This window comes from Marinobacter zhanjiangensis, from assembly GCF_014651935.1.
Taxonomy (GTDB): domain Bacteria; phylum Pseudomonadota; class Gammaproteobacteria; order Pseudomonadales; family Oleiphilaceae; genus Marinobacter; species Marinobacter zhanjiangensis.
In genome coordinates this window covers 183,465-208,660 of the sequence record NZ_BMXV01000002.1, presented here as the reverse complement: position 1 = coordinate 208,660, position 25,196 = coordinate 183,465, and the positions used below count along the sequence as shown (strand labels likewise).

General features: G+C 60.3%; 22 protein-coding genes and 1 pseudogene. 5 read left to right on the top strand and 18 right to left on the bottom strand.

Translation table 11 applies throughout. The features are described from left to right. Positions 1–21 precede the first annotated feature (21 nt). Both IE079_RS04435 and IE079_RS04430 read right to left on the bottom strand, forming a co-directional pair. Complete coding sequence (locus IE079_RS04435; protein WP_189573443.1) at positions 22–909, bottom strand: sulfotransferase domain-containing protein; 888 nt, start codon at positions 907–909, stop codon at positions 22–24. Between the two features lie 199 nt (positions 910–1,108). Next, positions 1,109–1,879: a ferredoxin--NADP reductase gene (locus IE079_RS04430; RefSeq protein WP_189573441.1), complete on the bottom strand. Its 771-nt coding sequence runs from the start codon at positions 1,877–1,879 to the stop codon at positions 1,109–1,111. A gap of 129 nt (positions 1,880–2,008) precedes the next feature. Between IE079_RS04430 and IE079_RS04425 the strand changes: the two genes are divergently transcribed. After that, complete coding sequence (locus IE079_RS04425) at positions 2,009–2,890, top strand: LysR family transcriptional regulator (protein ID WP_189573439.1); 882 nt, start codon at positions 2,009–2,011, stop codon at positions 2,888–2,890. A gap of 129 nt (positions 2,891–3,019) precedes the next feature. Here the strand turns inward: IE079_RS04425 and IE079_RS04420 are convergent, their stop codons facing one another. Beyond that, the gene (locus tag IE079_RS04420; RefSeq protein ID WP_189573437.1) at positions 3,020–3,664 is read right to left on the bottom strand and encodes a MiaE family protein; all 645 of its coding nucleotides are present in this window, start codon (positions 3,662–3,664) and stop codon (positions 3,020–3,022) included. Positions 3,665–3,860: 196 nt separating this feature from the next. Between IE079_RS04420 and acnB the strand changes: the two genes are divergently transcribed. Next, the gene (gene acnB / locus IE079_RS04415; protein ID WP_189573435.1) at positions 3,861–6,455 is read left to right on the top strand and encodes a bifunctional aconitate hydratase 2/2-methylisocitrate dehydratase; all 2,595 of its coding nucleotides are present in this window, start codon (positions 3,861–3,863) and stop codon (positions 6,453–6,455) included. Between the two features lie 172 nt (positions 6,456–6,627). Here acnB and putP read toward each other — a convergent pair. The 11 genes and pseudogenes from putP to IE079_RS04360 all read right to left on the bottom strand — a co-directional run bounded on the left by putP (position 6,628) and on the right by IE079_RS04360 (position 16,042). Next, positions 6,628–8,120, bottom strand: a pseudogene (putP, locus tag IE079_RS04410) (sodium/proline symporter PutP). A gap of 421 nt (positions 8,121–8,541) precedes the next feature. Next, entirely contained in the window at positions 8,542–9,315 is a 774-nt protein-coding gene (locus tag IE079_RS04405; RefSeq protein ID WP_189573432.1) for a helix-turn-helix transcriptional regulator, read from the bottom strand. Between the two features lie 44 nt (positions 9,316–9,359). Next, the gene (tmk, locus tag IE079_RS04400) at positions 9,360–9,983 is read right to left on the bottom strand and encodes a dTMP kinase (RefSeq protein ID WP_189573429.1); all 624 of its coding nucleotides are present in this window, start codon (positions 9,981–9,983) and stop codon (positions 9,360–9,362) included. Continuing rightward, positions 9,980–11,038 (bottom strand): endolytic transglycosylase MltG, encoded by a 1,059-nt coding sequence (gene mltG / locus IE079_RS04395; protein ID WP_189573426.1) that lies wholly within the window; start codon positions 11,036–11,038, stop codon positions 9,980–9,982. The genes tmk and mltG overlap by 4 nt, the downstream gene beginning before the upstream one ends. Further along, a complete protein-coding gene (locus tag IE079_RS04390) occupies positions 11,035–11,874 on the bottom strand; it encodes an aminotransferase class IV (RefSeq protein ID WP_189573423.1) in 840 nt (279 codons plus the stop codon). The genes mltG and IE079_RS04390 overlap by 4 nt, the downstream gene beginning before the upstream one ends. 74 nt (positions 11,875–11,948) lie before the next feature. Then, positions 11,949–12,182, bottom strand: a complete 234-nt coding sequence (gene acpP, locus IE079_RS04385) for an acyl carrier protein (protein WP_189573420.1) — start codon at positions 12,180–12,182, stop codon at positions 11,949–11,951. A 166-nt stretch (positions 12,183–12,348) separates the two neighbouring features. Further along, positions 12,349–13,092 carry a 3-oxoacyl-ACP reductase FabG gene (gene fabG / locus IE079_RS04380; RefSeq protein ID WP_189573417.1) on the bottom strand — a complete coding sequence of 248 codons (744 nt, stop codon included), beginning with the start codon at positions 13,090–13,092 and terminating at the stop codon, positions 12,349–12,351. A 70-nt stretch (positions 13,093–13,162) separates the two neighbouring features. Then, positions 13,163–14,101 carry an ACP S-malonyltransferase gene (gene fabD, locus IE079_RS04375; RefSeq protein ID WP_189573414.1) on the bottom strand — a complete coding sequence of 313 codons (939 nt, stop codon included), beginning with the start codon at positions 14,099–14,101 and terminating at the stop codon, positions 13,163–13,165. 95 nt (positions 14,102–14,196) lie between these two features. After that, a complete protein-coding gene (gene plsX / locus IE079_RS04370; RefSeq protein ID WP_189573411.1) occupies positions 14,197–15,198 on the bottom strand; it encodes a phosphate acyltransferase PlsX in 1,002 nt (333 codons plus the stop codon). Between the two features lie 52 nt (positions 15,199–15,250). Continuing rightward, a complete protein-coding gene (gene rpmF / locus IE079_RS04365) occupies positions 15,251–15,430 on the bottom strand; it encodes a 50S ribosomal protein L32 (RefSeq protein ID WP_189573408.1) in 180 nt (59 codons plus the stop codon). A gap of 99 nt (positions 15,431–15,529) precedes the next feature. Beyond that, a complete protein-coding gene (locus IE079_RS04360; RefSeq protein ID WP_227712318.1) occupies positions 15,530–16,042 on the bottom strand; it encodes a YceD family protein in 513 nt (170 codons plus the stop codon). 172 nt (positions 16,043–16,214) lie between these two features. Between IE079_RS04360 and IE079_RS04355 the strand changes: the two genes are divergently transcribed. Next, on the top strand, positions 16,215–16,820 hold the full coding sequence (locus tag IE079_RS04355) for a Maf family protein (protein ID WP_189573403.1): 606 nt from the start codon (positions 16,215–16,217) through the stop codon (positions 16,818–16,820). A 43-nt stretch (positions 16,821–16,863) separates the two neighbouring features. Here the strand turns inward: IE079_RS04355 and IE079_RS04350 are convergent, their stop codons facing one another. The 3 genes from IE079_RS04350 to rluC are packed head-to-tail and all read right to left on the bottom strand — an operon-like array spanning position 16,864 to position 19,623. After that, positions 16,864–17,868, bottom strand: coding sequence for a S49 family peptidase (locus IE079_RS04350; RefSeq protein WP_189573401.1), 1,005 nt, complete (start codon positions 17,866–17,868; stop codon positions 16,864–16,866). 51 nt (positions 17,869–17,919) lie between these two features. Further along, on the bottom strand, positions 17,920–18,570 hold the full coding sequence (locus IE079_RS04345) for an HAD-IA family hydrolase (protein ID WP_189573399.1): 651 nt from the start codon (positions 18,568–18,570) through the stop codon (positions 17,920–17,922). A gap of 24 nt (positions 18,571–18,594) precedes the next feature. After that, a complete protein-coding gene (gene rluC / locus IE079_RS04340; protein ID WP_227712317.1) occupies positions 18,595–19,623 on the bottom strand; it encodes a 23S rRNA pseudouridine(955/2504/2580) synthase RluC in 1,029 nt (342 codons plus the stop codon). 732 nt (positions 19,624–20,355) lie between these two features. Between rluC and rne the strand changes: the two genes are divergently transcribed. Next, the gene (gene rne, locus IE079_RS04335; RefSeq protein WP_189573397.1) at positions 20,356–23,673 is read left to right on the top strand and encodes a ribonuclease E; all 3,318 of its coding nucleotides are present in this window, start codon (positions 20,356–20,358) and stop codon (positions 23,671–23,673) included. Positions 23,674–23,740: 67 nt separating this feature from the next. Further along, positions 23,741–24,280 (top strand): YecA/YgfB family protein, encoded by a 540-nt coding sequence (locus IE079_RS04330; RefSeq protein ID WP_189573395.1) that lies wholly within the window; start codon positions 23,741–23,743, stop codon positions 24,278–24,280. A 34-nt stretch (positions 24,281–24,314) separates the two neighbouring features. Here IE079_RS04330 and IE079_RS04325 read toward each other — a convergent pair whose 3' ends face one another. Further along, entirely contained in the window at positions 24,315–25,187 is an 873-nt protein-coding gene (locus IE079_RS04325) for a PHP domain-containing protein (RefSeq protein WP_227712316.1), read from the bottom strand. Positions 25,188–25,196: the final 9 nt, after the last annotated feature.

The following is a 25,196-nucleotide window of genomic DNA, read 5'->3' as shown; positions in this document are numbered from 1 at the left end:
GTAAAAGCAGTGTCCCGGCGCTTAGGGACAAATGCCTGGCTGACTGAAGCCAGAAAGCCCCATGTCCCTGGTTCCGGTGCTGGCCGGCTGGAATCCCCAGCGGGCTATATCGAAACCGTACGCCTGCTGGAACTGCTGCATGTCCGGCGTCAGTCGCTCCAGGATATACGCTCGTTCTGACGGGCTCAGCGTGCGTGGCCGGCCAGACGATATCGACGCCAGGATGCGCTGAGCCGAACGGCGCACGGAGGCCGGCAGGCGCCGGGAAGCGCTGCCCAGGGGCGAGCGCTTCAGCCACCGCTCCAGCGGGCTCTGCACCCTGGTCTGATTGGCAACCTGAAAGCGGGGCGGCCGGTAGTCATCCTTCACCCCCAGGAAACGACATACCTGACCGATGACCTCTCCGGGGTCAGACCTGAGCTCGTCAAAATCCAGGATCAGGATATCCTCTTGCGGGAATAGCTCCCGGTACTGGCTGAGCTGCAGAAAGTAACTGGAGGTGTTGATCAGGTGATCGTCCAGAAGCCGGTTATCAAAATCGGCATCCCGTAGCATGTAATTATAATGGGAAACGATTCGGTCAAACGGGTTGCGAACAATGTAGACGAACCGGGGGCGAATACCATAATCGTGAATTCGCCGCGGCACGCCACTTTCCTCCGGGAATTTGGTATAGCCCGTGGAAGCCTCCATGGCGTATTGATGAACCCTTTCGTCAAAGTCCCATAAACGCTCGTAATCGTCGACATTTACGCCATGTCGCTGGTGGGAGGAAAAAAACTCAGGCTCCTTGGTCAGCGCCGGACAGAGCTGAGGGTGGCCGGACAGATAATCATAGAGGGAGGATGTGCCACACTTCATGGCTCCGATAATCAGCAGATAACGGTCGTGCGGAATATTCCCTGGCATGATCGGCTCCCTGTCAGCCCGGAAGGTCGGAATGGCACCGTGGCCAACCTCTGGCCACGTTAACCAAGGCTCCCCCTCAGCTCAAGACGGTAGGAACTGTACATACCCTGCCCCGACGCTGCTCATAAAAAACCGGCCAGGGGAAGCCGCACAAGGGCGACATCCCGCTGGCCGGTTTCAGAGCCGGGCCCCGTAAGTCTTACTGCTCCACGAACGCCCGCTCGATCACATAATGACCCAGGTCACCCTGCCGGGCCTCCTTGAAGCCCATGCCATCAAGGATCCGGCAGGTATCCTTGAGCATGCTGGGGCTGCCACAGACCATGAACCGATCGTTCTCCAGGTCGAAATCCTCCATACCCAGATCGCCGGTCAGCTTGCCGGTCTGCATGGCATCGGTCAGGCGCCCCTGGTTGCGGAATTCTTCCCGGGTAACGGTGGGATAGTACAACAGCTTACCTTCCACCATTTCGCCAAAGTACTCATTGTTCGGCAGACCTTCGATTTCCTCCTGATACGCCAGTTCGGAGGCATAACGAACCCCGTGGGTGAGTATGACCTTATCGAAGGCCTCGTACACTTCCGGGTCCTTGATGATGCTCATGAACGGTGCCAGACCGGTGCCGGTACTGATCAGCCACAGGTTCTTGCCGGGCAGCAGGTTGTCCAGGATCAGGGTGCCGGTGGGCTTGCGGCTGACCAGGATCTCGTCACCGACCTGAATCTTCTGCAGGCGTGAGGTCAGCGGGCCGTCGGGCACCTTGATGGAGAAGAACTCCAGCTCCTCCTCGTAATTGGCACTGGCGATACTGTAGGCGCGCATCAGCGGCTTGCCATCCGACTCCAGGCCAATCATGGTGAAGTGGCCGTTCTTGAACCGGAAGCCCGGATCGCGGCTGGTGGTAAAGCTGAACAGGGTATCGTTCCAGTGCCTGACGCTGGTCACGGTCTCTACGTTCATCTTGCTCATAGTGGTCAATCCGCCTGAATTTCTGGGTTTCTTGCGAAACATGGTAAATCTGATTGTCTGTATGGTACCTGACGGGTAACCTATCGATGAAATGGGATATTTTCATAACGTTATTCGAGAAAACCGATTATGAAGTACACCTTCCGCCAGCTTGAGGTTTTCCTGGCCGCCTCCCACTACCAGAACATCACCCGCGCGGCGGAGTCACTGGCCATGTCCCAGTCGGCCGCCAGCAGTGCCCTGAAAGAGCTGGAGAGTCAGTTTGACATCCAGCTGTTCGACCGGGTGGGTAAACGCCTGCAACTGAACGAGCTGGGCCGGCTCTACCGGCCCAAGGTGGAGAGCCTTCTGGCCCAGGGCAACGAGCTGGAGCAGGCCTTCAGCAAACACACCGAGGCGGGGGCCCTGAAAGTGGGGGCCACCCTGACCATCGGTAACTATCTGGCGGTGGGCGTGATGGCGCAGTACATGGATGCAGCCAGCCGGCCACGGGTGTCTCTGGAGGTAGCCAACACCAGCACCATTGCCCGTCGCGTCTCCGACTTCGAACTGGACATCGGGCTGATCGAGGGGGAGCTGCAGGCGCCGGAGCTGGAAGTCATTCCCTGGCGCAACGATGAACTGGTCATCTTCTGCGCGCCGGAGCATCCGCTGGCCAATAAACAGGGCCTGACTGACGAAGACCTGAAAGCCGCCACCTGGATCGCCCGCGAGCCCGGTTCCGGCACCCGCCAGACCTTCGAGCGAGGCATGCATGGGCTGTTGCCGGAACTGAATATCCTGCTGGAGCTGGAGCACACCGAGGCCATCAAACGGGCGGTGGAGACTAACCTGGGCATCGGCTGCCTGTCCCGCGTGTGTCTGCAGGATGCTTTCAAACGGGGCTCCCTGGTGCCCTTGAGGGCTGCGGCTCACCGGCGTTTTGACCGGCAATTCTACTTTATTCTGCACAAGCAGAAGTACCGCAGTGCGGGGATTGACCGGTGGATGGAGCTTTGTCGGGAGTTGTAGAAGCTTTGCATTGTCCCGTTAACTCCGTTGCCGGAACAGAGACAGGTCGGGGAGATTTTTCCGAACCCTGGAGCGCCAGGGAAGGCGCTCGACGGTCCGGAAAAGCGTTCCCGACCCGGCTCTTTTAAACTATAGAGATAACTCTGACTCCGGAAACGAATCAGTTACTGGCCCACTATGAAACCGGAACTCACTATCCGGCTCTTCAATCAGCTCCCTTTCAACCGCCAGAAACTCCCCCACCCGATCCTCCACCGGCCCGCCATTGGCCTGCCTCGCCAGCTTCAGATAATCCTGGTAATGCCTCGCCTCGGACTTCAGCAGGCTGTTATAGAAATCCGCCAGGGTGTCGTCCAGGTGTGGCGCCAACATGGCAAAACGCTCACAGGAACGAGCCTCGATAATGGCACCCACGATCAACACATCGACAAGCCGGCCCGGGTCCTCCGGGCGCACCAGCTTCCGCAAACCGGCCGCGTATCGGGCCGGTGACAGGTGACCGTACGCCACGCCCCGCTTCTTCATGATCGCCAGCACCTGCTCAAAGTGACGCAATTCCTCCCGCGCCAGACGTGACATCTTGTTGAGCAGGTCGTGGTTGTCCACGTAGCGATACATCAGACTGAGCGCCGTGGAAGCAGCCTTTTTCTCGCAATGGGCGTGATCGATCAACATCAGATCCTGGTTGACCAGGGCATTATCGACCCACGCCCCGGGCGTCCGGCAGGGAAGAAAATCGTGTATTTGGGCAAGGGCAGCGCTGGTATCAGACATCACGGAATCCGGCTGAGAGTTCGATTTGCGCGGGAGTATACATCAGGAGGAGCTCAGCCTCCGACCATAGGCCAACTTAACTTTACCCCCTCTTTCCTATAGAATGCAGCGCCAATTCGTGGCCTTTTCCACACAAAAACGCCCGCCAGCTCACGAGGCCCGCGCGGGTTTCCCCAACTGATGAGGGTTTTATACCGTGTTAGAAGCATACCGTGAACACGTTGCCGAGCGCGAAGCTCTGGGCATCCCCCCCAAGCCTTTGAATCCCGAGCAGACCGCCGAGCTGGTGGAGCTGCTGAAGAACCCGCCCAAGGGCGAGGAAGAGTTTCTGGTTTACCTGCTGGAAAACCGCATCCCGCCGGGCGTTGACGAAGCCGCCTACGTGAAGGCCGGCTTCCTGTCCGCCATTGCCAAGGGCGAGACCGACAGCCCCCTGCTGAGCAAAGAGAAAGCCGTTGAGCTGCTGGGCATGATGCAGGGCGGTTACAACATAGCCACCCTGGTTGAACTGCTGGACGACGACGAACTGGCCAAACTGGCCGGCGAGAAGCTGAAGAAAACCCTGCTGATGTTCGACGCCTTCAACGATGTGAAGGAAAAGATGGACGCCGGCAATGCGGTTGCCAGAGACGTGGTTGAATCCTGGGCCAACGCCGAGTGGTTCACCAGCAAGAAGAAAGTACCCGAGAGCACCAAAATGGTGGTCTTCAAGGTCACCGGCGAAACCAACACCGACGACCTGTCCCCGGCGCCAGATGCCTGGTCCCGCCCGGACATCCCCCTGCACGCCCGCGCCGCCTATAAAATGGAACGTGATGGCCTGAAGCCGGACGAGCCTGGCGTTACCGGCCCCATGCAGCAGATCGACGAGATCAAGAGCCAGGGTCTGCCGGTTGCCTTCGTGGGCGACGTGGTGGGTACCGGCTCCTCACGCAAGTCCGCTACCAACTCGGTATTGTGGTTCTTCGGTGAAGACATTCCCGGTGTGCCCAACAAGCGCGCCGGCGGTATCTGTATCGGCAACAAGGTTGCCCCGATCTTCTTCAACACCATGGAAGATGCCGGTGCCCTGGTATTCGAAGCACCGGTTGACGACCTGAACATGGGTGACGTGATCGAAATCCGTCCCTATGACGGCAAGATCCTGAACGAAGCCGGCGAGACCATCTCCGAGTTCAGCTTCAAGTCCGATGTGATCCTGGACGAAGTCCAGGCCGGCGGTCGTATCCCGCTGATCATCGGTCGTGGCCTGACCACCAAGGCACGGGCGGCCCTGGGTCTGGGCCCCACCGATATCTTCCGCCTGCCCACGGATCCGGAAGCCGGCACCAAGGGCTTCACCCTGGGCCAGAAGATGGTCGGCAAGGCCTGTGGCCTGGAAGAAGGCCAGGGCGTTCGCCCGGGCACCTACTGCGAGCCCCACATGACCACCGTCGGCTCCCAGGACACCACCGGCCCGATGACCCGGGACGAACTGAAAGACCTGGCCTGTCTGGGCTTCCAGGCGGACCTGGTAATGCAGTCATTCTGTCACACCGCTGCCTATCCGAAGCCGATTGACGTGGAAATGCAGCACACCCTGCCCGACTTCATCCGTAACCGCGGCGGTGTTTCCCTGCGCCCGGGCGACGGCATCATCCACTCCTGGCTGAACCGCATGTTGCTGCCGGATACCGTAGGCACCGGTGGTGACTCCCACACCCGCTTCCCCATGGGCATCTCGTTCCCGGCCGGCTCCGGTCTGGTGGCCTTTGCGGCTGCCACCGGCGTCATGCCGCTGGATATGCCGGAATCGGTTCTGGTGCGTTTCAAGGGTGAAATGCAGCCGGGCATCACCCTGCGTGATCTGGTACACGCCATCCCGCTGTATGGCATCAAGCAGGGCATGCTGACCGTTGAGAAGAAAGGCAAGATCAACGAATTCTCCGGCCGTATCCTGGAAATCGAAGGCCTTGAGAAGCTGACCGTCGAGCAGGCCTTCGAGCTGTCCGACGCCTCCGCCGAGCGTTCCGCCGCTGGTTGTACCATCAACCTGTCCGAGGAGTCTGTGGCCGAGTACCTGCGCTCCAACATCACCATGCTCCGCTGGATGATTGCCGAAGGTTATGGTGATCCCCGCACCCTGGAGCGTCGTGCCAAGCAGATGGAAGAGTGGATTGCCAATCCGAAGCTGATGCGTGCCGACAAGGACGCAGAGTACGCCCACGTGGTGGAAATCGACCTGGCCGACATCAAGGAGCCTATCGTCTGCTGCCCGAACGACCCTGACGATGCCAGGACGCTGTCCGAAGTGGCCGGCGACAAGGTGGACGAAGTGTTTATCGGTTCGTGCATGACCAACATCGGTCACTTCCGCGCTGCCGGCAAGCTGCTGGAGATGAACAAGGAGCCCCTGAAGACGCGCCTGTGGATGTCTCCGCCGACCAAGATGGACCAGGCGCAGTTAATGGAGGAAGGCTACTTCAACACCTATGGCGCCGCCGGCGTCCGTACCGAGATGCCGGGCTGCTCCCTGTGCATGGGTAACCAGGCACGTGTCGAGGCGAAGTCGACCGTCCTGTCTACCTCGACCCGTAACTTCCCCAACCGACTGGGCGATGGTGCCAACGTGTACCTGACATCCGCGGAACTGGCGGCAGTCGGCGCGGTGCTGGGCAAGCTGCCGAGTCCGGAGGAGTACATGGAGTACGCCAAGGATCTCAACAGCATGTCGGCGGAAATCTACCGTTACATGAACTTCGATCAGATGGAAGAGTACTCAGAGAAGGCGAAGTCCGCGGAAGTGGCCTGAGCCTGATGCCCCGTTAGCCCGGGGCAACAGAAGGAAAGCGCCAGCCTGCGGGCTGGCGTTTTTTTTGGACCGAGCAACAGCCTTTCGCGGTAAAGGCGGCCTGGTCCCTGGATACAAAAATAAGGGCCCGGACGGGCCCTCTCACTACTCAGCGAATTGTACTCACCCTGAATTACCGGGTGATATGCTGATACTCCCCAGCATCGGACGTGGCAAGACTCACAGCCACAATCGCAATCAAGGCAGCGATGAAGCCAGGAATGATCTCGTAAACACCCGGGCCACCCATGAACGATCCGTTCCAGCCCAGTGAAATCCAGATCAAAACGGTGGCTGCACCTGTCACCATGCCTGCGATGGCACCGGCACCGTTGGTGCGCGCGGCCACATCAGCGACAGGATTATCAACGGGCCAAACGCCGCACCAAAGCCGGCCCACGCATTACTGACCAGTGCCAACACCATGGATTCAGGATCCGATGCGATAAAGGCTGCGACCAAACCAACCAGGATTACACAAGCCCTGCCAACGTTGACGCACTCACGGTCCTTTGCTTCCTTGCGCAGGAACAGGCGATAGAAATCTTCGGTAAGAGAAGAGGAGGACACCAGAAGCTGACTGGAGATGGTACTCATAACGGCGGCCAGCAGAGCAGCATAGAGGAAACCGGTGATCAGCGGATGGAACAGCAGATCTGCCAGAACGATAAATATGGTTTCAGAATCCGCAACATCCAGACCGTTGCGCACCGCATAGGCGCGACCAAAGATACCCAGGGAGATGGCGCCAATCAGCGAAATCCCCATCCAGGTCATACCGATATTCCGGGCGATAGGAACATCTTTCAAAGTACGAATCGCCATGAAGCGCACGATGATGTGCGGCTGACCGAAATAACCAAGTCCCCAGGTTACGGCTGACAACCAGCCGATGATGGTAAGCCCTTCGGTCCAGGACAACAGTGTGGGGTCGACTTCATTAAGCGTCTGCGATGCCTGCGCATAACCACCGCCTCCTTCGCCGAACAGAACCACGGCCGGCATAAGTATCAATGCCACCATCATGATGCAGCCCTGAACAAAGTCCGTCATGCTCACTGCCAGGAAACCACCAACAACCGTATAGGCCAGTACAACGCCCAGCGTGATCACGATACCTACGGCATAGTCGGTCATACCTTCGACGCTGATGACTCCGGCAAAGGCACTTTCGAACAGCTTGCCACCGGCAACCAGACCGGATGCCGTGTAAACAGCGAAAAAGATGACGATAACGATGGCGGAAACCGTTCGTAACGACAATGCCTGGGTCGGGAACCGGTTCGCCAGAAAAGCGGGAATGGTAATGGCATTGCCATAATGGACGGTTTGTTCACGAAGGCGGGGCGCAACGAAAACCCAGTTGAAGAACGCACCCACGAACAGGCCGATACCAATCCAGGCTGATGCCAGACCCGATACGAACAGTGCACCGGGCAACCCCAGAAGCAGCCAGCCACTCATGTCTGACGCACCCGCAGACAACGCAGCAACCTTTGGGCTCAATGATCGACCCCCGAGCATGTAGTCTTCCGAGGAAGAGGTTGACGTTCGCATCGCGTACAGACCGATGGCAATCATCACCCCGAAATACAAAAACAGACTTATCCAGACACCCGTAGCCATGTAGTTCCTCCAGTTTATCGATTCGGTCGGCGTTGCGACCGTCAGGTAATTCACCAGTCCTCTGACCGGACCTGCAGAAAAACCCTTTTTTTATATTACTTATGCACCCATTCCATTGGCATTCTTGCGCTTCCTGTCTTTTGGTCAATACACCACAATCAGGCGCCTGTTATCAGCGCCCTGGCACCCCCGCCGGAACGGTTGTTACTGTCCAGTATAGTTGGCCAGCGGAAAGTGCCACCTGACAAAGGCCTGTCCCACCCCTGATCACCCCGGGGCCCTGAACAGAAAACACTGTCCGACTGATCGACGCACACATGGCGTATTAATAACTGTTTAATCTAGCCCGGCACCGGACGCCAGACTTCCGAAATCCTTCGGAGTCTTTGTCAATTTCTACGATGTTTGAGGACAACGGGCGTCAGAGGCGCCCACGGAGCTGGGTGGGAGTGTGGCCGCGATGCTTGCGGAGTGCCGTGGTGAAGGCGGACTGGCTGGAAAAACCGGTGCGGGAACTGATATCCGCGACCGAAAGGGAAGTTGTTCTGAGTAACTGGCAGGCTTCGTCAAGGCGGGTGTTGAGCAGAAACCGGTAAGGGCTGGTTGCCATGGTCTCGCGGAAAAGCTCGTGGAAGCGGCTCTGGCTCAGGCATGCCTGGGCGGCCAGATCCTCGACGGTGATTCGTTCGTTCAGGTTTTCAAGCACGAACCGTCGCAAATGCTCTGGGTCCAGTCCGGCCCGGCGCAGGGGAACCGTTTCCGCCCCCTTTTCCAACCGGTCAGACAACGCCAGCAGAATGGCCGTGGCAAGGTGGTCGCGGATTCCCAGATCCGCGGAGGAACGGCGTATCTCGGTCGCCGATACCTGGACCAGTTGCTGCAGATGGGTATCGAGACCAATCACCACAGGCTTGCGAAACAGCCGTCTGATGGCCAGAAAATCCTGGTAGTGGGGTTCTCCGGGCTGTGGATGCCAGCTGTCCATATTGATCACCAGCACCTGGTTCTCCAGACCTCCGGAAAACTCATGGGGTATATCGGCGGGCACCAGACAGGCTCGCCAGGTATCCAGGCGCCCTTCCCGGCCATCGACATTGACTTCCGCCCGGCCATAGACACCCACCACCGCCTGATGGTGATCATGGCGATGCTGATGGGTAAACTCAGGCAGGGTCTGTAGTCGGGCTGATAGCATGATGGATTCCCGTCTCTGGCCGGACACATGGTCCTGCGCAGGCTTCAGGCCAACAGTGTGGCAATAAAGCCGGACACCCGCCGGCTGACCTCATCAAGGGGTTGCCCGGCATCCACGACATGGTAGCGCGATGGCTGCTGTTCCGCCCGCTGCAGGTAACACTCACGGATACGCTGGAAGAACACTGCCTGCTCACGTTCGAAACGATCCGGTGCACTACGGCTGCGGGCCCGGGCCATGCCCACTTCCACGGGCGCATCAAGCAGAATGACATGATCCGGACGCACCTCGCCCTGCACCAGTTGTTCCAGCATGGCAATCTGTTCCTGCGGCACGCCCCGGCCGCCCCCCTGATAAGCGTAGGTGGCATCGGTGAACCGGTCGCACAATACCCAGGTTCCCTGTTCCAGGGCAGGAAGGATAGAACCATGGAGATGCTGGGCTCTGGCGGCAAACATCAGCAGCAGCTCTGTCAGCTCGTTCACGGCCTCATCCCGGGGGCTGAGCAACAGCTCGCGTATAGCTTCCGCCATTGGCGTGCCGCCGGGTTCCCGGGTGACCAGCACGGCCTTTCCGGCGTCCTCCAGGGCTTGCCTTGCGGTGGCCAGCTGGGTGGACTTACCGACCCCCTCGGTACCCTCGAAGGTAATAAACCGCCCCCGGCTCATTCAGTGCCCTCAGGACTGCTGGCCGGAGCCGGCGATGAACGGTAATCCTCACGTCGGTTCAGCTGATATTCCCGTACCGCCCGACGGTGGTCCTCCAGGGTGCGGGAAAACTTGTGGCTGCCATCACCACGGGCGACAAAGTAAAGCGTGTTTCCATCGGCCGGATGTACGGCGGCGTGGATCGCCGCGCGGCCAGGCAGGGCGATCGGGGTAGGCGGCAGGCCGGAAATCCGGTAGGTATTATAGGGTGTGTGGGTGCGCAGATCCCGGCGGGTAATGCGCCCTTCATAAGCATCCCCCATGCCGTAGATGACCGTCGGATCTGTCTGCAGACGCATACCCCGCTCCAGGCGCCGGACAAAGACACCGGCGATATCGGGGCGTTCTTCCGGCACACCGGTCTCACGCTCGATGATGGACGCCATGATCAGCGCCTCATAGGGATTCTCGTAAGGCAGGTCGTCTGCGCGCCCCGCCCACTCTTCCGCGAGCACGTTGTTCATCTTTTCATAGGCACGGCGAAGGATTTCGAGGTCCGAATTACCACGGTTATAGGAGTAGGTATCCGGAAAGAAACGCCCCTCCGGATGAGCGTCCTCGTCACCAAGCTCGGCCATGATTCGCTCTGCTGGCCAGTCTGCGGTTACCTGTTCAAGGTGTTCCGCCAGCGCCAGGGCCTGGCGGGCATCCCGGAACTTTGTACCGTCAATAAACTGGACCGTGCGCACCTTGGTCTGGCCACGGACCATCAGGGCAATCATCTCCCTGGGTGTCATGCCCGGCTGAAACTCATATTCTCCTGCCCGGATGGACGTCATCTCCGGTTCTACCCTGGCCAGCAATTTCAGCCAGATCGCCTCCTCCACCAGACCTTTTTCTTCCAGGTCCCGGGCAACCGCATTATAGGAAGTACCACGGGGCACCATGTAAAGCATGGGCTCCTGCAGGTCTGCCTCCATTTCCAGGGTTTTCATGCCCTGCCACCCCCACAGGGCAGCACCGGCAACAGCCACCAGTACCGACGCGACAACTGCAACAAGGAACGACTTGATCAACGGAACTCCTCAACATTTCGGGCAAGATCAACAATTGTCGCAAGCCGCTCTCCCATAGGCAACCGCCGCCCTTCCAGAGACCGCACGGGCACCGCGCCAATAACACTGTTCAGCAGCAGCAAACCGCCAAAATCCTGCTGATGACACTGTTCCGGGGTGAGGTACCCTTCTTTCAATACCTCACCCTTGCGGGCCAGCCAGCTTTCAATATGGCCCACCATGACACTGTTCACCGCCACCTGATTCCGTGGCGGCGTCCACCAGCCACCCTGCCAGCGGTAGATCAATGCGGTGCGGGTTCCTTCCCGCAGATCTCCGCGGTCACCTTTCATCAGGGCCTCATAGCAGGTGTCCGGAATACTCTCGCTCGCCAACACCTGCTCCAGCCGGTTGAGGGACTTCAGTCCCGCCAGCAGCGGGTTCACGGTCAGTGGCACGGCGGAAATGGAGGCACCAACGCCATCACCGGAAGGCAACGGGGGAGCCGTATGCACGGATACCAGCAGCCGCGGCTCGGGATAATCCGGGGGGCGATAGCCGCGTCCGCCGCTGCCCCGGGTCAGCAGCAGCTTCAGCACCAACCGATCCTGCCCTTCGGCCTGGCGGACAAGGGCCTGCCCCTGGCTCAGCGCCTGATCCAGATCTGTCTGTTCCAGGGGAATCCGCAGACGAGCGGCACCTTCCAGCATCCGGCGACCATGAGCCCGGACCAGCTCCGGGCGCCCGCGACGCACCAGAATGGTTTCGAACAGACCATCACCGTAAGCCAGGCCACGGTCATCGCCGGGCACATTGACCGGATCCGTCAGGCCCCGTGAAGCAAGAATTCTGACCATACGTCACCCTTGAAGACACAAAAAAGCCGCCCTGCTCGCGAAAACAGGACGGCTTCTGCCTGGCTTACAGACGATCAGCTGTGTGCGTTGATGTAATCAATCGCATCCTGAACGCTGGTCAGCTTTTCAGCTTCCTCGTCGGGAATCTCGGTCTCGAATTCCTCTTCGAGAGCCATGACCAGCTCAACCGTGTCCAGTGAGTCAGCGCCCAGATCCTCTACAAAAGAAGAATTGTTCTGAACTTCGGACTCCTTCACGCCCAGCTGCTCACAAACAATTTTCTTAACGCGCTCTTCAATTGAACTCATAATTTCCTCACTTTTTTGTCAACCAGGCAATAAACGATTGCCAGTTTATGGTAAACCCCACCTGCAGACAAGCAGGGACGAAGATAAAACCTATTCAGATAAAGGGCTTGGGCTCAATATGCCTGCACCCACGGGAACATCCGCCCACCGTTGCGGACAATGCCCCTTATCCCATGTACATGCCACCATTGACGTTGATCGTGTCACCGGTTACATAGCCAGCCGCCTCGGACGCCAGGAAGGCCACTACGGCAGCCACCTCTTCCGGCGCACCGAGACGACCAGCCGGGATATTTTCCAGCATGGCGCTGCGCTGTGCCTCATCCAGCGCCTTCGTCATATCGGTGTCAATAAACCCCGGTGCCACACAGTTGGCCGTAATGCCCCGGTTGGACATTTCCCTGGCCAGACTCCGGGTGAAGCCTTCAACACCCGCCTTGGCAGCACAGTAGTTGCCCTGTCCGGGGTTGCCCATACCAGCTACCACCGAGCTGATATTGATAATACGCCCCCAACGGGCCTTGGCCATACCCCGCAGAACCGCCTTGCTGAGACGATAGACACTGGACAGGTTGGTTTCGATTACCGCCGACCAGTCGTCGTCCTTCAGGCGCAGCAGAAGGTTATCACGGGTGATACCGGCGTTATTGACGAGAATCACAGGCGCGCCAACCTCGCTGGTCATTTTCTTCAACCCGGCGTCAATGCTGTCAGGGTCGGACACGTCCATCACCATCCCGAAGCCTTCAATGCCGGCCTCTTTCAGATTGTTGGTAATGGTTTCCGCGCCACCTTCGGAGGTAGCCGTACCCACCACAGTGGCGCCCTGCCGGCCCAGGGTGTCGGCAATGGCGCGGCCAATGCCCCGGGTGGCACCGGTAACCAGTGCGATCTTGCCATCAAGAGACATGGAATGCTCCCTTCCATCCAATGTGACCAATGTGAAAAACGCCATCCTGACGAATGGCGTTCATGAGTTTTCAGTCTTTTGCGAATGCCTCAAGCGCGCCATCCAGCCCTTCCGGCGTCTCGATACTGAACACATTGAGGCTGCGGTCAATTCGCTTGGCCAGCCCGGCCAGCACCTTGCCGGCGCCACACTCGGCGGCAACGCCAACACCCTCTTCCACCAGCAGTGTCATGGAATCGGTCCAGCGCACCGGTGAATACAACTGTTGCACCAGGTTGGCCTTGAGCTGGTCGGCATCCTGCACCAGTTCGGCGGTAACGTTCTGCACCACTGGCGTCAGCGCATTGCCAAAACTGACCTCATTCAGGGCATTGGCCAGCTCCTCGGCAGCACCCTTCATCAGGGCGCAGTGGGACGGCACACTGACCGGCAACGGCATCGCCTTGCGGGCGCCCTTGTCCTTGCAGATGTCGATGGCGCGCTCGACAGCCGCACTGTTGCCAGCAATCACCACCTGCCCCGGCGCATTGAAGTTGACCGCCGACACCACCTCATTGCCGGCCGCCTCTTCACAGGCCCCGATCACCTGATCGTCATCGAGACCCAGAATGGCGGCCATTCTGCCCTGCCCGGCCGGCACGGCGGTCTGCATGAGCTCACCCCGCAATCGAACCAGGCGAATGGCATCGGCGAAGTCCAGACTTTCTGCCGCCACCAGGGCGCTGTATTCACCCAGGCTGTGCCCGGCCAGATAGTTTGGCTCACCGCCACCGGCAATAAACCACTGGCGCCACAGCGCAATGCTCGCGGTGAGCAGAGCCGGCTGCGTCACCATGGTCTGGTTGAGCTCTTCCACCGGCCCGTTCTGGCAAAGCTCCCACAGATCATAACCGAGCACGTTGGAAGCGTCCGAGAATGTCTGCTCCACCACGGGCCAGGCGTCCGCAGCGGCCCTGAGCATACCAACTGACTGAGATCCCTGTCCCGGAAATATAAAGGCTGTTTTCATGACAAAAATTTTACCGTGGTTGGTGGTTCAGTAAGATTAGCCAATAGTACAAGCAAACCGCAGCGAGGACCACGAGGGCGCCCCTATGGAACCTGTTACAGCAGGAGGTCGTCCAGACGTTCGTTGATGCGTTGGGGAACTCCCAGCTCCACCTCTCTGACGGCCTGCCTGATGGCCGCTTTCATGGCAAGCTCATTGGCGTTGCCATGACTCTTGATAACAACCCCCTGCAACCCCAGCAGGCTTGCCCCATTATGCCGCGTCGGATCCATATCGCGAAGCAGCCGCCCCACAATCGGACGTGCCAGGAAACCGACCAGCTTACTGTAAAGGTTGCGGGTAAAGGACTGCTCGAGCAACTCGATAAGCAAACCGGCGACCCCCTCACCGGTCTTCAGGGCAACGTTTCCGACAAAACCGTCACACACGACCACGTCGGCCACGTCCCGGAACAGGTCGCTGCCTTCAACATAGCCGATATAGTTGAGGGTTTCACACTGCGCCAGCATATGAGACGCCAGACGCACCTGCTCGTTGCCCTTGATCTCCTCCTCGCCCACGTTCAGCAGCGCCACGCGGGGCTCCGGGATAGCGCTTACCGCGGAAGCCATCAACGACCCCATCAGTGCAAACTGGTAGAGGTTTTCCGCCGACGCATCCACATTCGCGCCCAGGTCCAGCACATGGCACTGGCCCCGCAGGGAGGGGATCAGCTTGGTAATGGCCGGGCGCTCAATGCCCGGGTACATCTTGAGGATAGAGCGACCGAAGGCCATCAGCGCACCTGTGTTGCCGGCACTGACACAGCCTTGTGCACCGCCATCGCGGACCAGCCTCAGGGCCACCGCCATGGACGCATTCTGCTTGTGGCGAAGGGCGTGGGACGGGCGCTCATTCATGCGCACCACATCGGTTGCCGGTTCGATACGGATTCGCGGATGCCCGGAATGCAACAAGGCCTTGAGCTGCTCCTGGTTACCCACCAGAATCAGCGTCAAGGCCTCGTTTTCTTCAACCGCTTCCAGGGCCGCCGGCACGGCGACCTCCGGGCCACGATCCCCGCTCATGACATCAATGGCAAGGGTTACCGAAGTCACCGTGCTATCTCACCTGTGCTTGCGCATGGACAAGGGCCCCGGCGCAACAGCATTACTCGTCGAAGGCTTCGACGACCTGCTTGCCGCGATAGAAGCCATCCGGAGACACGTGGTGACGACGATGAACTTCACCAGTGGTGGCATCGGTCGCCAGCGCCGGTGTGCTCAGGGCGTCGTGAGAACGACGCATGCCGCGCTTGGAGCGGGTTTTACGGTTTTTCTGGACAGCCATGACTGTACTCCTGACCTGTTTACTGTGTGCCCGAAAGCACGTGAAAATTATGGCAAGCCTGTGCCTGCCGGAGCTGATCCGGCATCGCTCAGAACCACCCTAGTGTTTCGTTGTCTTCAACCCTTTCAGAACATCGAACGGGTTGTCGCGCTGTTCGCCGGAGTCCGGTGCGGGCTCGTCACTGTCGGAGCCCGGTTCCAGAGCCTCAAGCTCCGACCGTGCCGGACAGTCATCCCGCTCATGAAGAGGATAGGCCGGCAGTGCCAGCAGCAACTCATCCTCTACCATTGTCCAGAGATCGACCGTATCACCATCGGTGATAAAGGGTTCAAGCTCCGACGGCAACTGCCGGGCCTTCTCGTCGCTGGGTACCAGCCCCAGCTCGAAGGTTGAGCTGAGCGTGGCATTCATTCCACTCATGCAGCGCTGGCACTCCAGCTCAACATCCACTTCCAGCTCACCCCGGACAATTCGCCGGCGCTGGCTATCTGCCCTGAAAGCCAGACGAACGTGACAAAGACCGCCCTCGGGAATGGCCATAACCGCGTCCCGGAAACGGGTCAGCCTGGCCAGGGGGATGTATCCCTCAAGCTCGGCACCGGTTTCGGACATGCGGTGTGGGTCAACAGACCTTGGCAATTCGGCGTTTGACATAGGCGCGCAATTTTAGGGACGCATTGCCACTGTGTCAAAGACTTCCTCACCCTGACAGTGGGAACTTCGTATATGGACGGATCCCGTCACAACCGGCTATGGTTGCCTTCCTTCTATAAGGAGCCTGCCCATGCCTGACAATCCGCCACTGGTACTGGCCTCATCCTCGCCCTGGCGCCGGCAGTTGCTGCAGCGCCTGCGGCTGCCCTTTGAATGCGCCTCTCCGGACATCGATGAGACACCGCAAAACGGCGAAGCGGCTCCGGCACTGGTTCAGCGCCTGGCCAGCACCAAGGCCACCGCCCTGACAGACAGGTTTCCGAACCACCTGATCATAGGGTCGGACCAGGTCGCCACGCTGGGCGACACCATCCTGGGCAAGCCCGGAAACCACGGGAAGGCCTGCCAACAACTGGCGCTATGCTCCGGCCGCACGGTGACCTTTCACGCCGGCCTGGCTGTTCACTACTCGGCCAGCGGTGACACAGATGTCATGGAAGAAATCTTCCAGGTTCACTTTCGCCACCTGTCCAACGCCGACATAGACAGATACCTGCGAATCGAGCAACCCTACCAGTGCGCGGGAAGCTTCCAGATGGAGGGCCTGGGCATAGTCCTGTTCGAACGCCTGGAAGGCCGGGATCCCAACGCCCTGATCGGCCTGCCGCTGATCGCGCTGACCGACATGCTGGCGCGCCGGGGTTTGGATATTCTGGCGCGCGTGACAGCGGGATAGACGGGGCGACAGCTTCTGCCTGCGCCCCGTGCCGTCGATCCGGTTACCGGAGGTTGTAACGGGAACCCACCATCTCGGTATGCAGGGCGCTGACAATGGAAACGCCCAGTGCGTCGGTAAACTGCTTGAAGGGCGACGGCTGCACGGTGTAATCCACCAGGTCCTCTTCGCCCACCAGCTCCCGGGCCACCCAGGAAGTGCTGCCCAGGCCATCCACCAGACCAAGCCCCAGGGCCTGCTCTCCGGTCCAGATCAGACCACTGAACAGCCGTTCGTCGTCATTCAGCCGATCACCACGACCCTTGCGGACGTATTCAATGAACTGGTTATGGGTGTTTTCCAGCACATCCTGCCAGAAGGCCACCTCGGCGGGCTCCTCCTCGGAAAACGGATCCAGGAAGGCCTTGTTGTCGCCGGCGGTATACAGCCGGCGCTCAACACCCACCTTGTCCATAAGCCCGGTAAAACCAAAACCTCCAGACACCACGCCGATGGAACCCACCAGACTGGCACGGTTGGCATAGATTTCGTCCGCCGCCGCGGCAATGTAATAGGCACCGGAGGCGCCGATATCACTGATTACCGCGTAGACCTTTTTGTCCGGATTCTCATCCCGCAGGCGAACGATTTCGTCGTACACATAACCGGCCTGGACGGGGCTGCCCCCGGGGCTGTTGATGCGCAAAACCACCGCCCTGGCATTCTCGGCTTCAAAAGCCCGGCGCAAGGCACCCACCAGGTTGTCAGCGCTGGCATGGGTGTCGGAAGCAATGGCGCCGTTAACCTCCACCACCGCGGTATGAGCTTCCACCGAAGCGGTCGTCAGACCACCGGTCAATGGCGCGCGGAACATGAAAAGCAACGCGAACAGATAAAGGAAGGTGAGAAGCTTGAAAAAGATCCCCCACCGCCGGCTCTTTCGCTGCTCGGCGGTCATGGACCCCACCAGCTTTTCCAGGGCCTGCGAATCCGTTACCCCGGACCCGGACCGTGGTGCGCTCCGGACCGGCTCATCTTTCCAGCCACCGGATGAATTCCATTCTGACATGCGTTACCTCTTTGTATTGACACGGACAACCGGCGTTCCCGGCGCCTGAATTCAGATCAGCCCCAGGGCTTCACGCAGTTCGCGAACATTACTCGCCACGAACATCGGATCATATTTACCCAGCTCATCGCGCTTGTGAACGCCCCACTCCACACCAATGGCCGGCATATTGATACGCCGGGCCATGTCCAGATCGTATCGGGTATCGCCGATCATCACTGCGTCACCGGGCTCAATTCCGAAATGCTCCAGGATCTCAACCAGCATTTTCGGATCCGGCTTGGAACGGGTTTCGTCGGCACAGCGGGTAATATCAAAATGCGGACCCAGACCACTGGACACCAGGGCGGAATCCAGCCCGCGCCGACTCTTGCCGGTAGCCACGGCCACCTGACGGCTGGCCAGCCGGAGATCCGCAACCAGGTCGGCCATGCCATCGAAGACGTTCTGCGGGGTCGTCTTGCGGGCGAAGAAATAACGGGCGTAGCCTTCCCGTATGGCCCGCATTTCTTCCTTCGAAATTCCCGGATAAAGCGCCTCCAGCGCCTCGACCATGCCAAGTCCGATAATATCCCGGTAGGCTTCCCGCTCGCGGGCCGGGAACCCCAACTCAACGGCTGCCTGATGCAAGCTTCCGGCAATATGTTCAATGGAATCGACCAGGGTGCCGTCCCAGTCGAAAATCACCACCTTGTGGGCCATAGTTTATCTCCCAGGGTTACTGCTTTAACGGGTCAGTGCCGCGAGAACCTGCGTGAACGCCTCGTCATAGGGTGCTTCCAGCCGCAGCCACTGCTCACCACCTGGCAGGCGGAATTCCAGTGAACGGGCATGCAGCATGAGCCGGTTACCACCCAGACGACGAAAAGCTCGCTGACTGGCTGCATCCATATATTTGTCATCACCAGCGATTGGATGACCGGCAAAGGCACAATGCACACGGATCTGGTGGGTACGACCGGTGACCGGGGACGCCTCTACCAGACTGTAGCCCGGCCAGGTGTCCAGCACCCGATAGCGGGTCAGCGAGGGCTTGCCGTCAGTATCGACACGCACCCGACGCTCGCCGTTGGTCATTTCATAGCGCAGCAGAGGCTCGGAAACCTCACTCACCCCGGCAGACCAGTGCCCGCTTACCAGGGCATGATAATGCTTGTGAACCTCACGCCGGCGCAGCTCATCCTGCAGAAACCTCAGCGTGGAGCGCTTTTTCGCCACCATCACCAGCCCCGAGGTATCCCGGTCCAGGCGGTGCACCAGCTCCAGAAAGCGGGCCTCCGGACGCGCGGCCCGCAACACCTCGATCAACCCGAAACTGAGACCACTGCCGCCGTGGACAGCAATGCCGGAGGGCTTGTTCACCACCAGCAGCTCGTCATTCTCGAACATTACGGCGTTTTCCATGACCGCCTGAACGCGATCACCCGGAATCGAGCTGGTGGGCTTCTCGGGTTTGACGACCGGCGGGATCCGCACCTGGTCCCCGGCCTGCAGACGGGTATCAGGCTTTACCCGGCCCTTGTTGACCCGAACCTCCCCCTTGCGCACGATGCGGTAGATCTTGCTCCTGGGGATACCCCTCAGGCGGGCCATCAGGAAGTTGTCCAGCCGCTGGCCCGCCATATCCGGATCAACGGTAATCCACTGCACCCCGGTTGGCAGCCCCCGCGTCTCTTTGTGTTCTTTCTGTGGCTGACCGGCAGATCCGGAGCGGCGCCGGGGCGTCATATTCTGACTGCGCGGGGGAGATGCCATGACGGGGACGGATTCCTGAAGGGTGCGGGATTGATGATACGGGGCTTTGCTGCTATATTCCGGCATGCTTTTCCGTTTGTCTACGGCCCGGCCAATAACGCCGACCGCCGGAGCGGTTGAAGTATACAGAGACTGACCGGGAGTTTGAATGCCCGATACCCTGACAACCGGGTAGTCATCTGGGCAACCAACACGGCAGAAGCAGGCATAGAAATCCGGGTGCCGGCCTGGTCACCGCAAGGTGAACGGCCAGAAACACACCCGCACCCCGATCGGCCAACAGATCAGCCGGTCAGGCGACTTGGTAACACCAGGCCCGGAGCGCCAGCCGGAAATCGGCCGGCCACCCACCCCGGCACCAATGAGTAAGGTGCCCGAGGAGATTGTGGGTTCATACCGGGTATGACAGTAACCGCGCAGGAAACCCTGCGGGGAACGCGAAGATTTACATCAGCACGCAGGGCCGGGCCGTCCAGCTGACCAATACGACGTGAGACCCAGGCACCAGCGTGAACCGAAAGATACGTAGCATGCGTCAACAGAAACTGACTCCATACGCCCTTTCCCTGCCAGATGGCACGGCAGGCGTATGCAGCGGACCCAAGTCAGGGATACGGCCAGCCGTATCCGCGTGACCTTTCTGGTGGCCGGGATTCGCCCGGCAGTACGCAGTTGCGCTTCGCGACTACCCGCGGTTTCCTGTCTAACTAATTGACAGGAATCGTCTTTTCCATGAAAAGAATGCTCATTAATGCAACTCACCCCGAAGAGTTGCGCGTCGCGCTGGTCGATGGCCAGCGCCTGTTCGACCTCGATATCGAATCCTCCACCCGCGAGCAGAAAAAAGCCAACATTTACAAGGGCCGCATCACCCGTGTGGAGCCCAGCCTTGAAGCCGCTTTCGTCGACTTCGGCGCCGAGCGCCACGGCTTTCTGCCCCTGAAGGAAATCTCCAAGGACTACTTCCGCAAGCCCCCCGGCCAGATCGAAGGCAAGATCAACATCAAGGAAGTGGTCTCCGAAGGTCAGGAAATCATCGTTCAGGTAGATAAAGAAGAGCGCGGCAACAAGGGCGCTGCCCTGACTACCTTTATCTCCCTGGCGGGTCGCTATCTGGTGCTGATGCCCAATAATCCCCGTGCCGGCGGCATTTCCCGCCGTATCGAGGGTGATGAGCGGGCCCAGCTGAAGGACGCCCTGAACGAGGTGGAAGTGCCCAAATCCATGGGTATCATCGTGCGTACGGCCGGTATTGGCCGCACCGCCGAGGAACTCCAGTGGGACCTCAACTACCTGATCGCCACCTGGGACGCCATTACCGGTGCCGCCAAGGAGCAGAAGGCGCCGCGCCTGCTGCACCAGGAAAGCAACGTTATTATCCGCGCCGTGCGGGATTACCTGCGCCAGGATATCGGCGAAGTACTGATCGACGCTCCCGATGTCTACGAGAACGTGCTCGGCTTCGTGCGTCAGGTCATGCCCAGCTTCGAGAACAAGATCAAGCTCTACGAAGACGAGATTCCACTGTTCAGCCGCTACCAGATCGAGGCCCAGATCGAGACCGCCTTCCAGCGTGAGGTAAAACTCCCCTCCGGTGGCTCCATCGTGATCGATCCTACCGAAGCGCTGGTATCCATCGACATCAACTCGTCCCGCGCCACCAAGGGCCAGGATATCGAGGAAACCGCGCTGCAGACCAACCTGGAAGCGGCGGAAGAAATTGCCCGCCAGCTCCGGCTGCGGGACATGGGCGGCCTGATCGTCATCGACTTCATTGACATGACGCCGGCGCGTAACCAGCGGGACGTGGAACAACGTGTACGCCAGGCCCTCGAGATCGACCGCGCCCGGGTCCAGGTAGGCAAGATTTCCCGCTTCGGTCTTCTGGAAATGTCCCGCCAGCGGCTGCGCCCCTCCCTGGGCGAGACCCGCAGCGAAGTCTGCCCCCGCTGTAGCGGCCAGGGCACCATCCGCGGCATCGAGTCCCTCGCCCTGAGCATCATGCGCCTGATTTTCGAGGAAGCCTCCAAGGACAAGACCGGCCAGGTTCGCGCGGTGGTGCCGGTATCCGTAGCGACCTTCCTGCTTAACGAGAAGCGCAAGCAGCTGGCCGACATCGAAGCCAGGCAACAGGTGGAGATCCTGGTGGTCCCCGCCACGCACATGGAAACACCCCACTTTGAAATTCTCCGCATGCGTGACGACGAAACCGGAGAAAAGGCCTCCAGCTACGAGGTTGCCGAGGAATACAGTGCCCTCGAGGAAGAACAGGTTGATGCCAACGCTACCCGTGAGGCGCCTCCCCGCGAGGAAGCGGCGGTAAAATCCATTCGTCCGGCGGCACCTGCGCCCAGGCCCGCGGCAAGCGCCGAACCCGAGAAAACCCAGGAAGCCGCGACGGCAGAGGAAGGCGTGTTCCGCAAGCTCTCCCGCAAGCTCGCCAACTTCTTCGGTGCGGAAGACGCCGATCAGCAACCGAGCCGCCCACAGGACACCGGTGGTCATCGCAACCAGCAGGTCCGCCAGGACCGTCGCAAGTCCCGGGTTGCCCGGGATGACCGCAGCAGCGGTGATGACAGCAGCCGCCAGGGCGCTGAGCGTCGCGGCCAGGAGCCCCAGAAGCGGGACGACGACAATCGCGGCGGCGCCGGACGTAACAATCGCAACCGTAATCGCAACCGCAACCGCCGGTCTGGCGACAACCGCCAGGACCAGCCGGGCAACAAGGACAATCAGAACAAGGATAACGCCCAGAAAGGCGGCAAGCCCGACAATCGTCGCGGCGGTCAGGGCCAGGGCCCGAAAGGTGGCAAGGGCAAGGATGACACCCAGGGCAAGAAACCCCAGGGCCGCCAGGGCCAGCCCGGATCCGACAAGGACAGTGGCCAGGAGAAAGGCCCGGACAAGGCTCCCGACAAGGGACCGGATAAAGGTCCCGATAAAGCGCCTGCCAAAGGTCCGGACAAGAGCACTGAAAAAGGACCGGACAAAGGCCCGGAAAAGTCCGAAAAGAGCGACAAGCCCAGGCGCAACCGTCGCAACCGGAATCGCGATGGGTCGCCGGCGGAAACTCCGGCCAGCACGCCGGCCAGCCGCAAGGCTGAACGCACTGAAAAGCATCAGGGCGAGCCTGCTGAGCGGGAAACCGGCAAGGTGGCAGCTGCCTCGGTGAAGTCCACGGACAAACCAGCGTCTGCCGATAACCGCAGCCAGAAAGCCGGCGACTCCGTACAGACAGACGCCAGTGCCGCCGAGCCGAAGGACACCCGCACGCAGCAGATGGCAACCGCCGGCAAGGACGAGCCGGGGACAGGCAGCGCTGAAAGTGCGAAAAGTCCCGCGCAGGCGTCACCAGCGGCTTCCACGCCAGAGGGCGCCAGTGACCAGCCAGAGTCCGGCGACAAGGCCCGGGAACCCGAGCGCTCCGAAGCGCCTGCCGCAGTGGACACGGCTGCCGCGACAGACCAGGAAACGCCGGCCACCGCCGAGACCACATCAGCCGACAGGGAGCTGGCCAACAAGCCGGCATCCGGCCAAGAGCCCGGCAAACCGGCTGCCGACCAGGCACCGGAGCCGGCGCAACCCGGGGCCACCGCTGCCGAGGCTGACACCCCGACAGGGGCCGATGATAGCGACAAGGGCGCCAGCAGGCCGTCCGGCCAATCGGAACCGGCTGAACCGGCCCAGGCTGACAATGCCGGTGCCGCCGACGTGTCGGGCGACAAGGGCCCTGATCAGCCATCGTCGACAAGCACCGCCGCCCGGGAAGAGCCACAGCAGCCTGCGGCCACCAGCAGCGCCGGCGCGGATCAGCAACCGGACAGCCAACCGAAGCCGGAAGCTACCGCCCCACAGGGCGATGACAACGCGACGGCCGAAGAACCTGCCGGCCCGGAGCCGGAAGTGCCGGTCACGCCGGGGCGTGCCTACAACGACCCACGTGAAGTGCGCAAGCGCCAGCGTGCGGCGGAGGCGGCCCGCAAGGCCGAGACCACAGGGAACACGGATTCCTCCAACGACAGTGACGGATCCGACAGCTCTGGCCAGTAAACGTTGAAAAATTCACGGATACCCTTCTAAGGTATCCGTGATATCCCACCATTCCCTGGAGCATTGAATGCTGAATAACGACGAAATCGAAGCGCTGGAAGACATACTCTTCGCAGAGCCCTGGGGTGAGGAGTCACTGGATTTCTTTGGCCTTCATGGGGTGGTCTGCGCCAGCGTGGTGGGTCCGAAGTCGCTTGATACCGCCGAGATTTTCCGGCTTGCTACGGGTCAGGAATCAGTGGCACCCACTGATATTCCGGACGTATTCACCCGGCTGACCCGGCAACTGGCGCAGGGACTCGCGCATTCCCTGGATATGGGGCAGTCGCTGGAACTGCCGGAACCGGAGGATGGCGACCCCATGAACGCGCTGGAAAACTGGTGCGCCGGGTTTGTCGACACCTTCCTGGAGTACGAGGATACATGGCTGGAGAAGGACGAAGCGGACACCGCCGAACTGATGGTGCCCATGCTGACCCTGTCAGGCCTGTTCGACGACGAGGACTTCCGCAAGGCCCGGGAAGACGAAAAACTTGCCCAGCAAATGGCGGATGCCATTCCGGACGCCCTTACCGATCTGTACCTGCAATTCCACGCCCCGGATTGAGTCCGGGGCCTGTTACCTGCCGTAGCCGGCCAGCTCAGGCCGGCACGTTCTGAAACTGCTCCCACACCGGCGTCAACCCCTCTGGCAGGCCGGGAATCCGGCCCAGCTCACACCAGCTCGCGCCCGGGAAATGAAAATCACTGCCCCGGGATGCCAGCAGGGACTCACGACGGCACAGCTCGGTCAGAAACCCCAGGTCACCGCTGGACTGCCCGGACGTGATGACCTCGATGCCCTCCCCGCCCGCGGCCATGAAATCGGCAACCAGCGCTCTCAACCTCGTCGCCGTCAACTTGTACTTGCGGGGGTGGGCCACCACCGCAATACCGCCGGCGTCGGTGATCCACTGCACCACCTCTGCCAGTTCAGGCCAGAACGCCTTGACGTCCCCCGGTTTGCCGCTGCCAAGGTACTTTTTGAAAGCCTGGGCGGAATCTCTGACCAGCCCGTCTTCCACCAGCACCCGGGCAAAGTGGGGACGGCCCGGCACATCGCCACCAGCCATTGAGGTAGCCCGGGCCAGTACGCCCTCGTCACAGCCATTGACGTGCCGCAGCAGCTTTTCCGCGATCCGGCTGGCCCGCTTCCAGCGGTTGGTCTGCTGAGCCGCTACACGGGCCCTGAAAGCCTCGTCATTCAGATCCATATCCAGGCCAACGATATGAATGGTATGTTTGCGCCATACGCAGGAAAGTTCGATACCATTGATCAGGCAGATGTTTGCCTTTTGCGCCGCATCACGGGCCTCGGCAATTCCGTCGAGGGTGTCGTGGTCGGTCAGCGCCAGATGCGTCACCCCCTTTTCCGCCGCGCGCGCTATCAGCGCGGCAGGACTGAGGGCGCCGTCCGACGCCGTACTGTGGCAATGAAGATCAATGCAATGGCTGACATGCTGGGGTATAGTCACGGGCTTTCC

Bases quoted from the DNA above. Each gene is read 5' to 3' on its own strand.
- acpP (WP_189573420.1), bottom strand. From the start codon at position 12,182: ATGAGTTCAATTGAAGAGCGCGTTAAGAAAATTGTTTGTGAGCAGCTG.
- tmk (WP_189573429.1), bottom strand. From the start codon at position 9,983: ATGAGCCGGGGGCGGTTTATTACCTTCGAGGGTACCGAGGGGGTCGGT.
- IE079_RS04435 (WP_189573443.1), bottom strand. From the start codon at position 909: ATGCCAGGGAATATTCCGCACGACCGTTATCTGCTGATTATCGGAGCC.
- IE079_RS04355 (WP_189573403.1), top strand. From the start codon at position 16,215: ATGCCTGACAATCCGCCACTGGTACTGGCCTCATCCTCGCCCTGGCGC.
- IE079_RS04425 (WP_189573439.1), top strand. From the start codon at position 2,009: ATGAAGTACACCTTCCGCCAGCTTGAGGTTTTCCTGGCCGCCTCCCAC.
- rne (WP_189573397.1), top strand. From the start codon at position 20,356: ATGAAAAGAATGCTCATTAATGCAACTCACCCCGAAGAGTTGCGCGTC.
- IE079_RS04420 (WP_189573437.1), bottom strand. From the start codon at position 3,664: ATGTCTGATACCAGCGCTGCCCTTGCCCAAATACACGATTTTCTTCCC.
- IE079_RS04390 (WP_189573423.1), bottom strand. From the start codon at position 11,874: ATGGTCAGAATTCTTGCTTCACGGGGCCTGACGGATCCGGTCAATGTG.
- IE079_RS04405 (WP_189573432.1), bottom strand. From the start codon at position 9,315: ATGCTATCAGCCCGACTACAGACCCTGCCTGAGTTTACCCATCAGCAT.
- rpmF (WP_189573408.1), bottom strand. From the start codon at position 15,430: ATGGCTGTCCAGAAAAACCGTAAAACCCGCTCCAAGCGCGGCATGCGT.
- fabG (WP_189573417.1), bottom strand. From the start codon at position 13,092: ATGTCTCTTGATGGCAAGATCGCACTGGTTACCGGTGCCACCCGGGGC.
- IE079_RS04360 (WP_227712318.1), bottom strand. From the start codon at position 16,042: ATGTCCGAAACCGGTGCCGAGCTTGAGGGATACATCCCCCTGGCCAGG.
- fabD (WP_189573414.1), bottom strand. From the start codon at position 14,101: ATGAAAACAGCCTTTATATTTCCGGGACAGGGATCTCAGTCAGTTGGT.
- rluC (WP_227712317.1), bottom strand. From the start codon at position 19,623: ATGGCATCTCCCCCGCGCAGTCAGAATATGACGCCCCGGCGCCGCTCC.
- IE079_RS04430 (WP_189573441.1), bottom strand. From the start codon at position 1,879: ATGAGCAAGATGAACGTAGAGACCGTGACCAGCGTCAGGCACTGGAAC.
- IE079_RS04350 (WP_189573401.1), bottom strand. From the start codon at position 17,868: ATGTCAGAATGGAATTCATCCGGTGGCTGGAAAGATGAGCCGGTCCGG.
- IE079_RS04330 (WP_189573395.1), top strand. From the start codon at position 23,741: ATGCTGAATAACGACGAAATCGAAGCGCTGGAAGACATACTCTTCGCA.
- IE079_RS04345 (WP_189573399.1), bottom strand. From the start codon at position 18,570: ATGGCCCACAAGGTGGTGATTTTCGACTGGGACGGCACCCTGGTCGAT.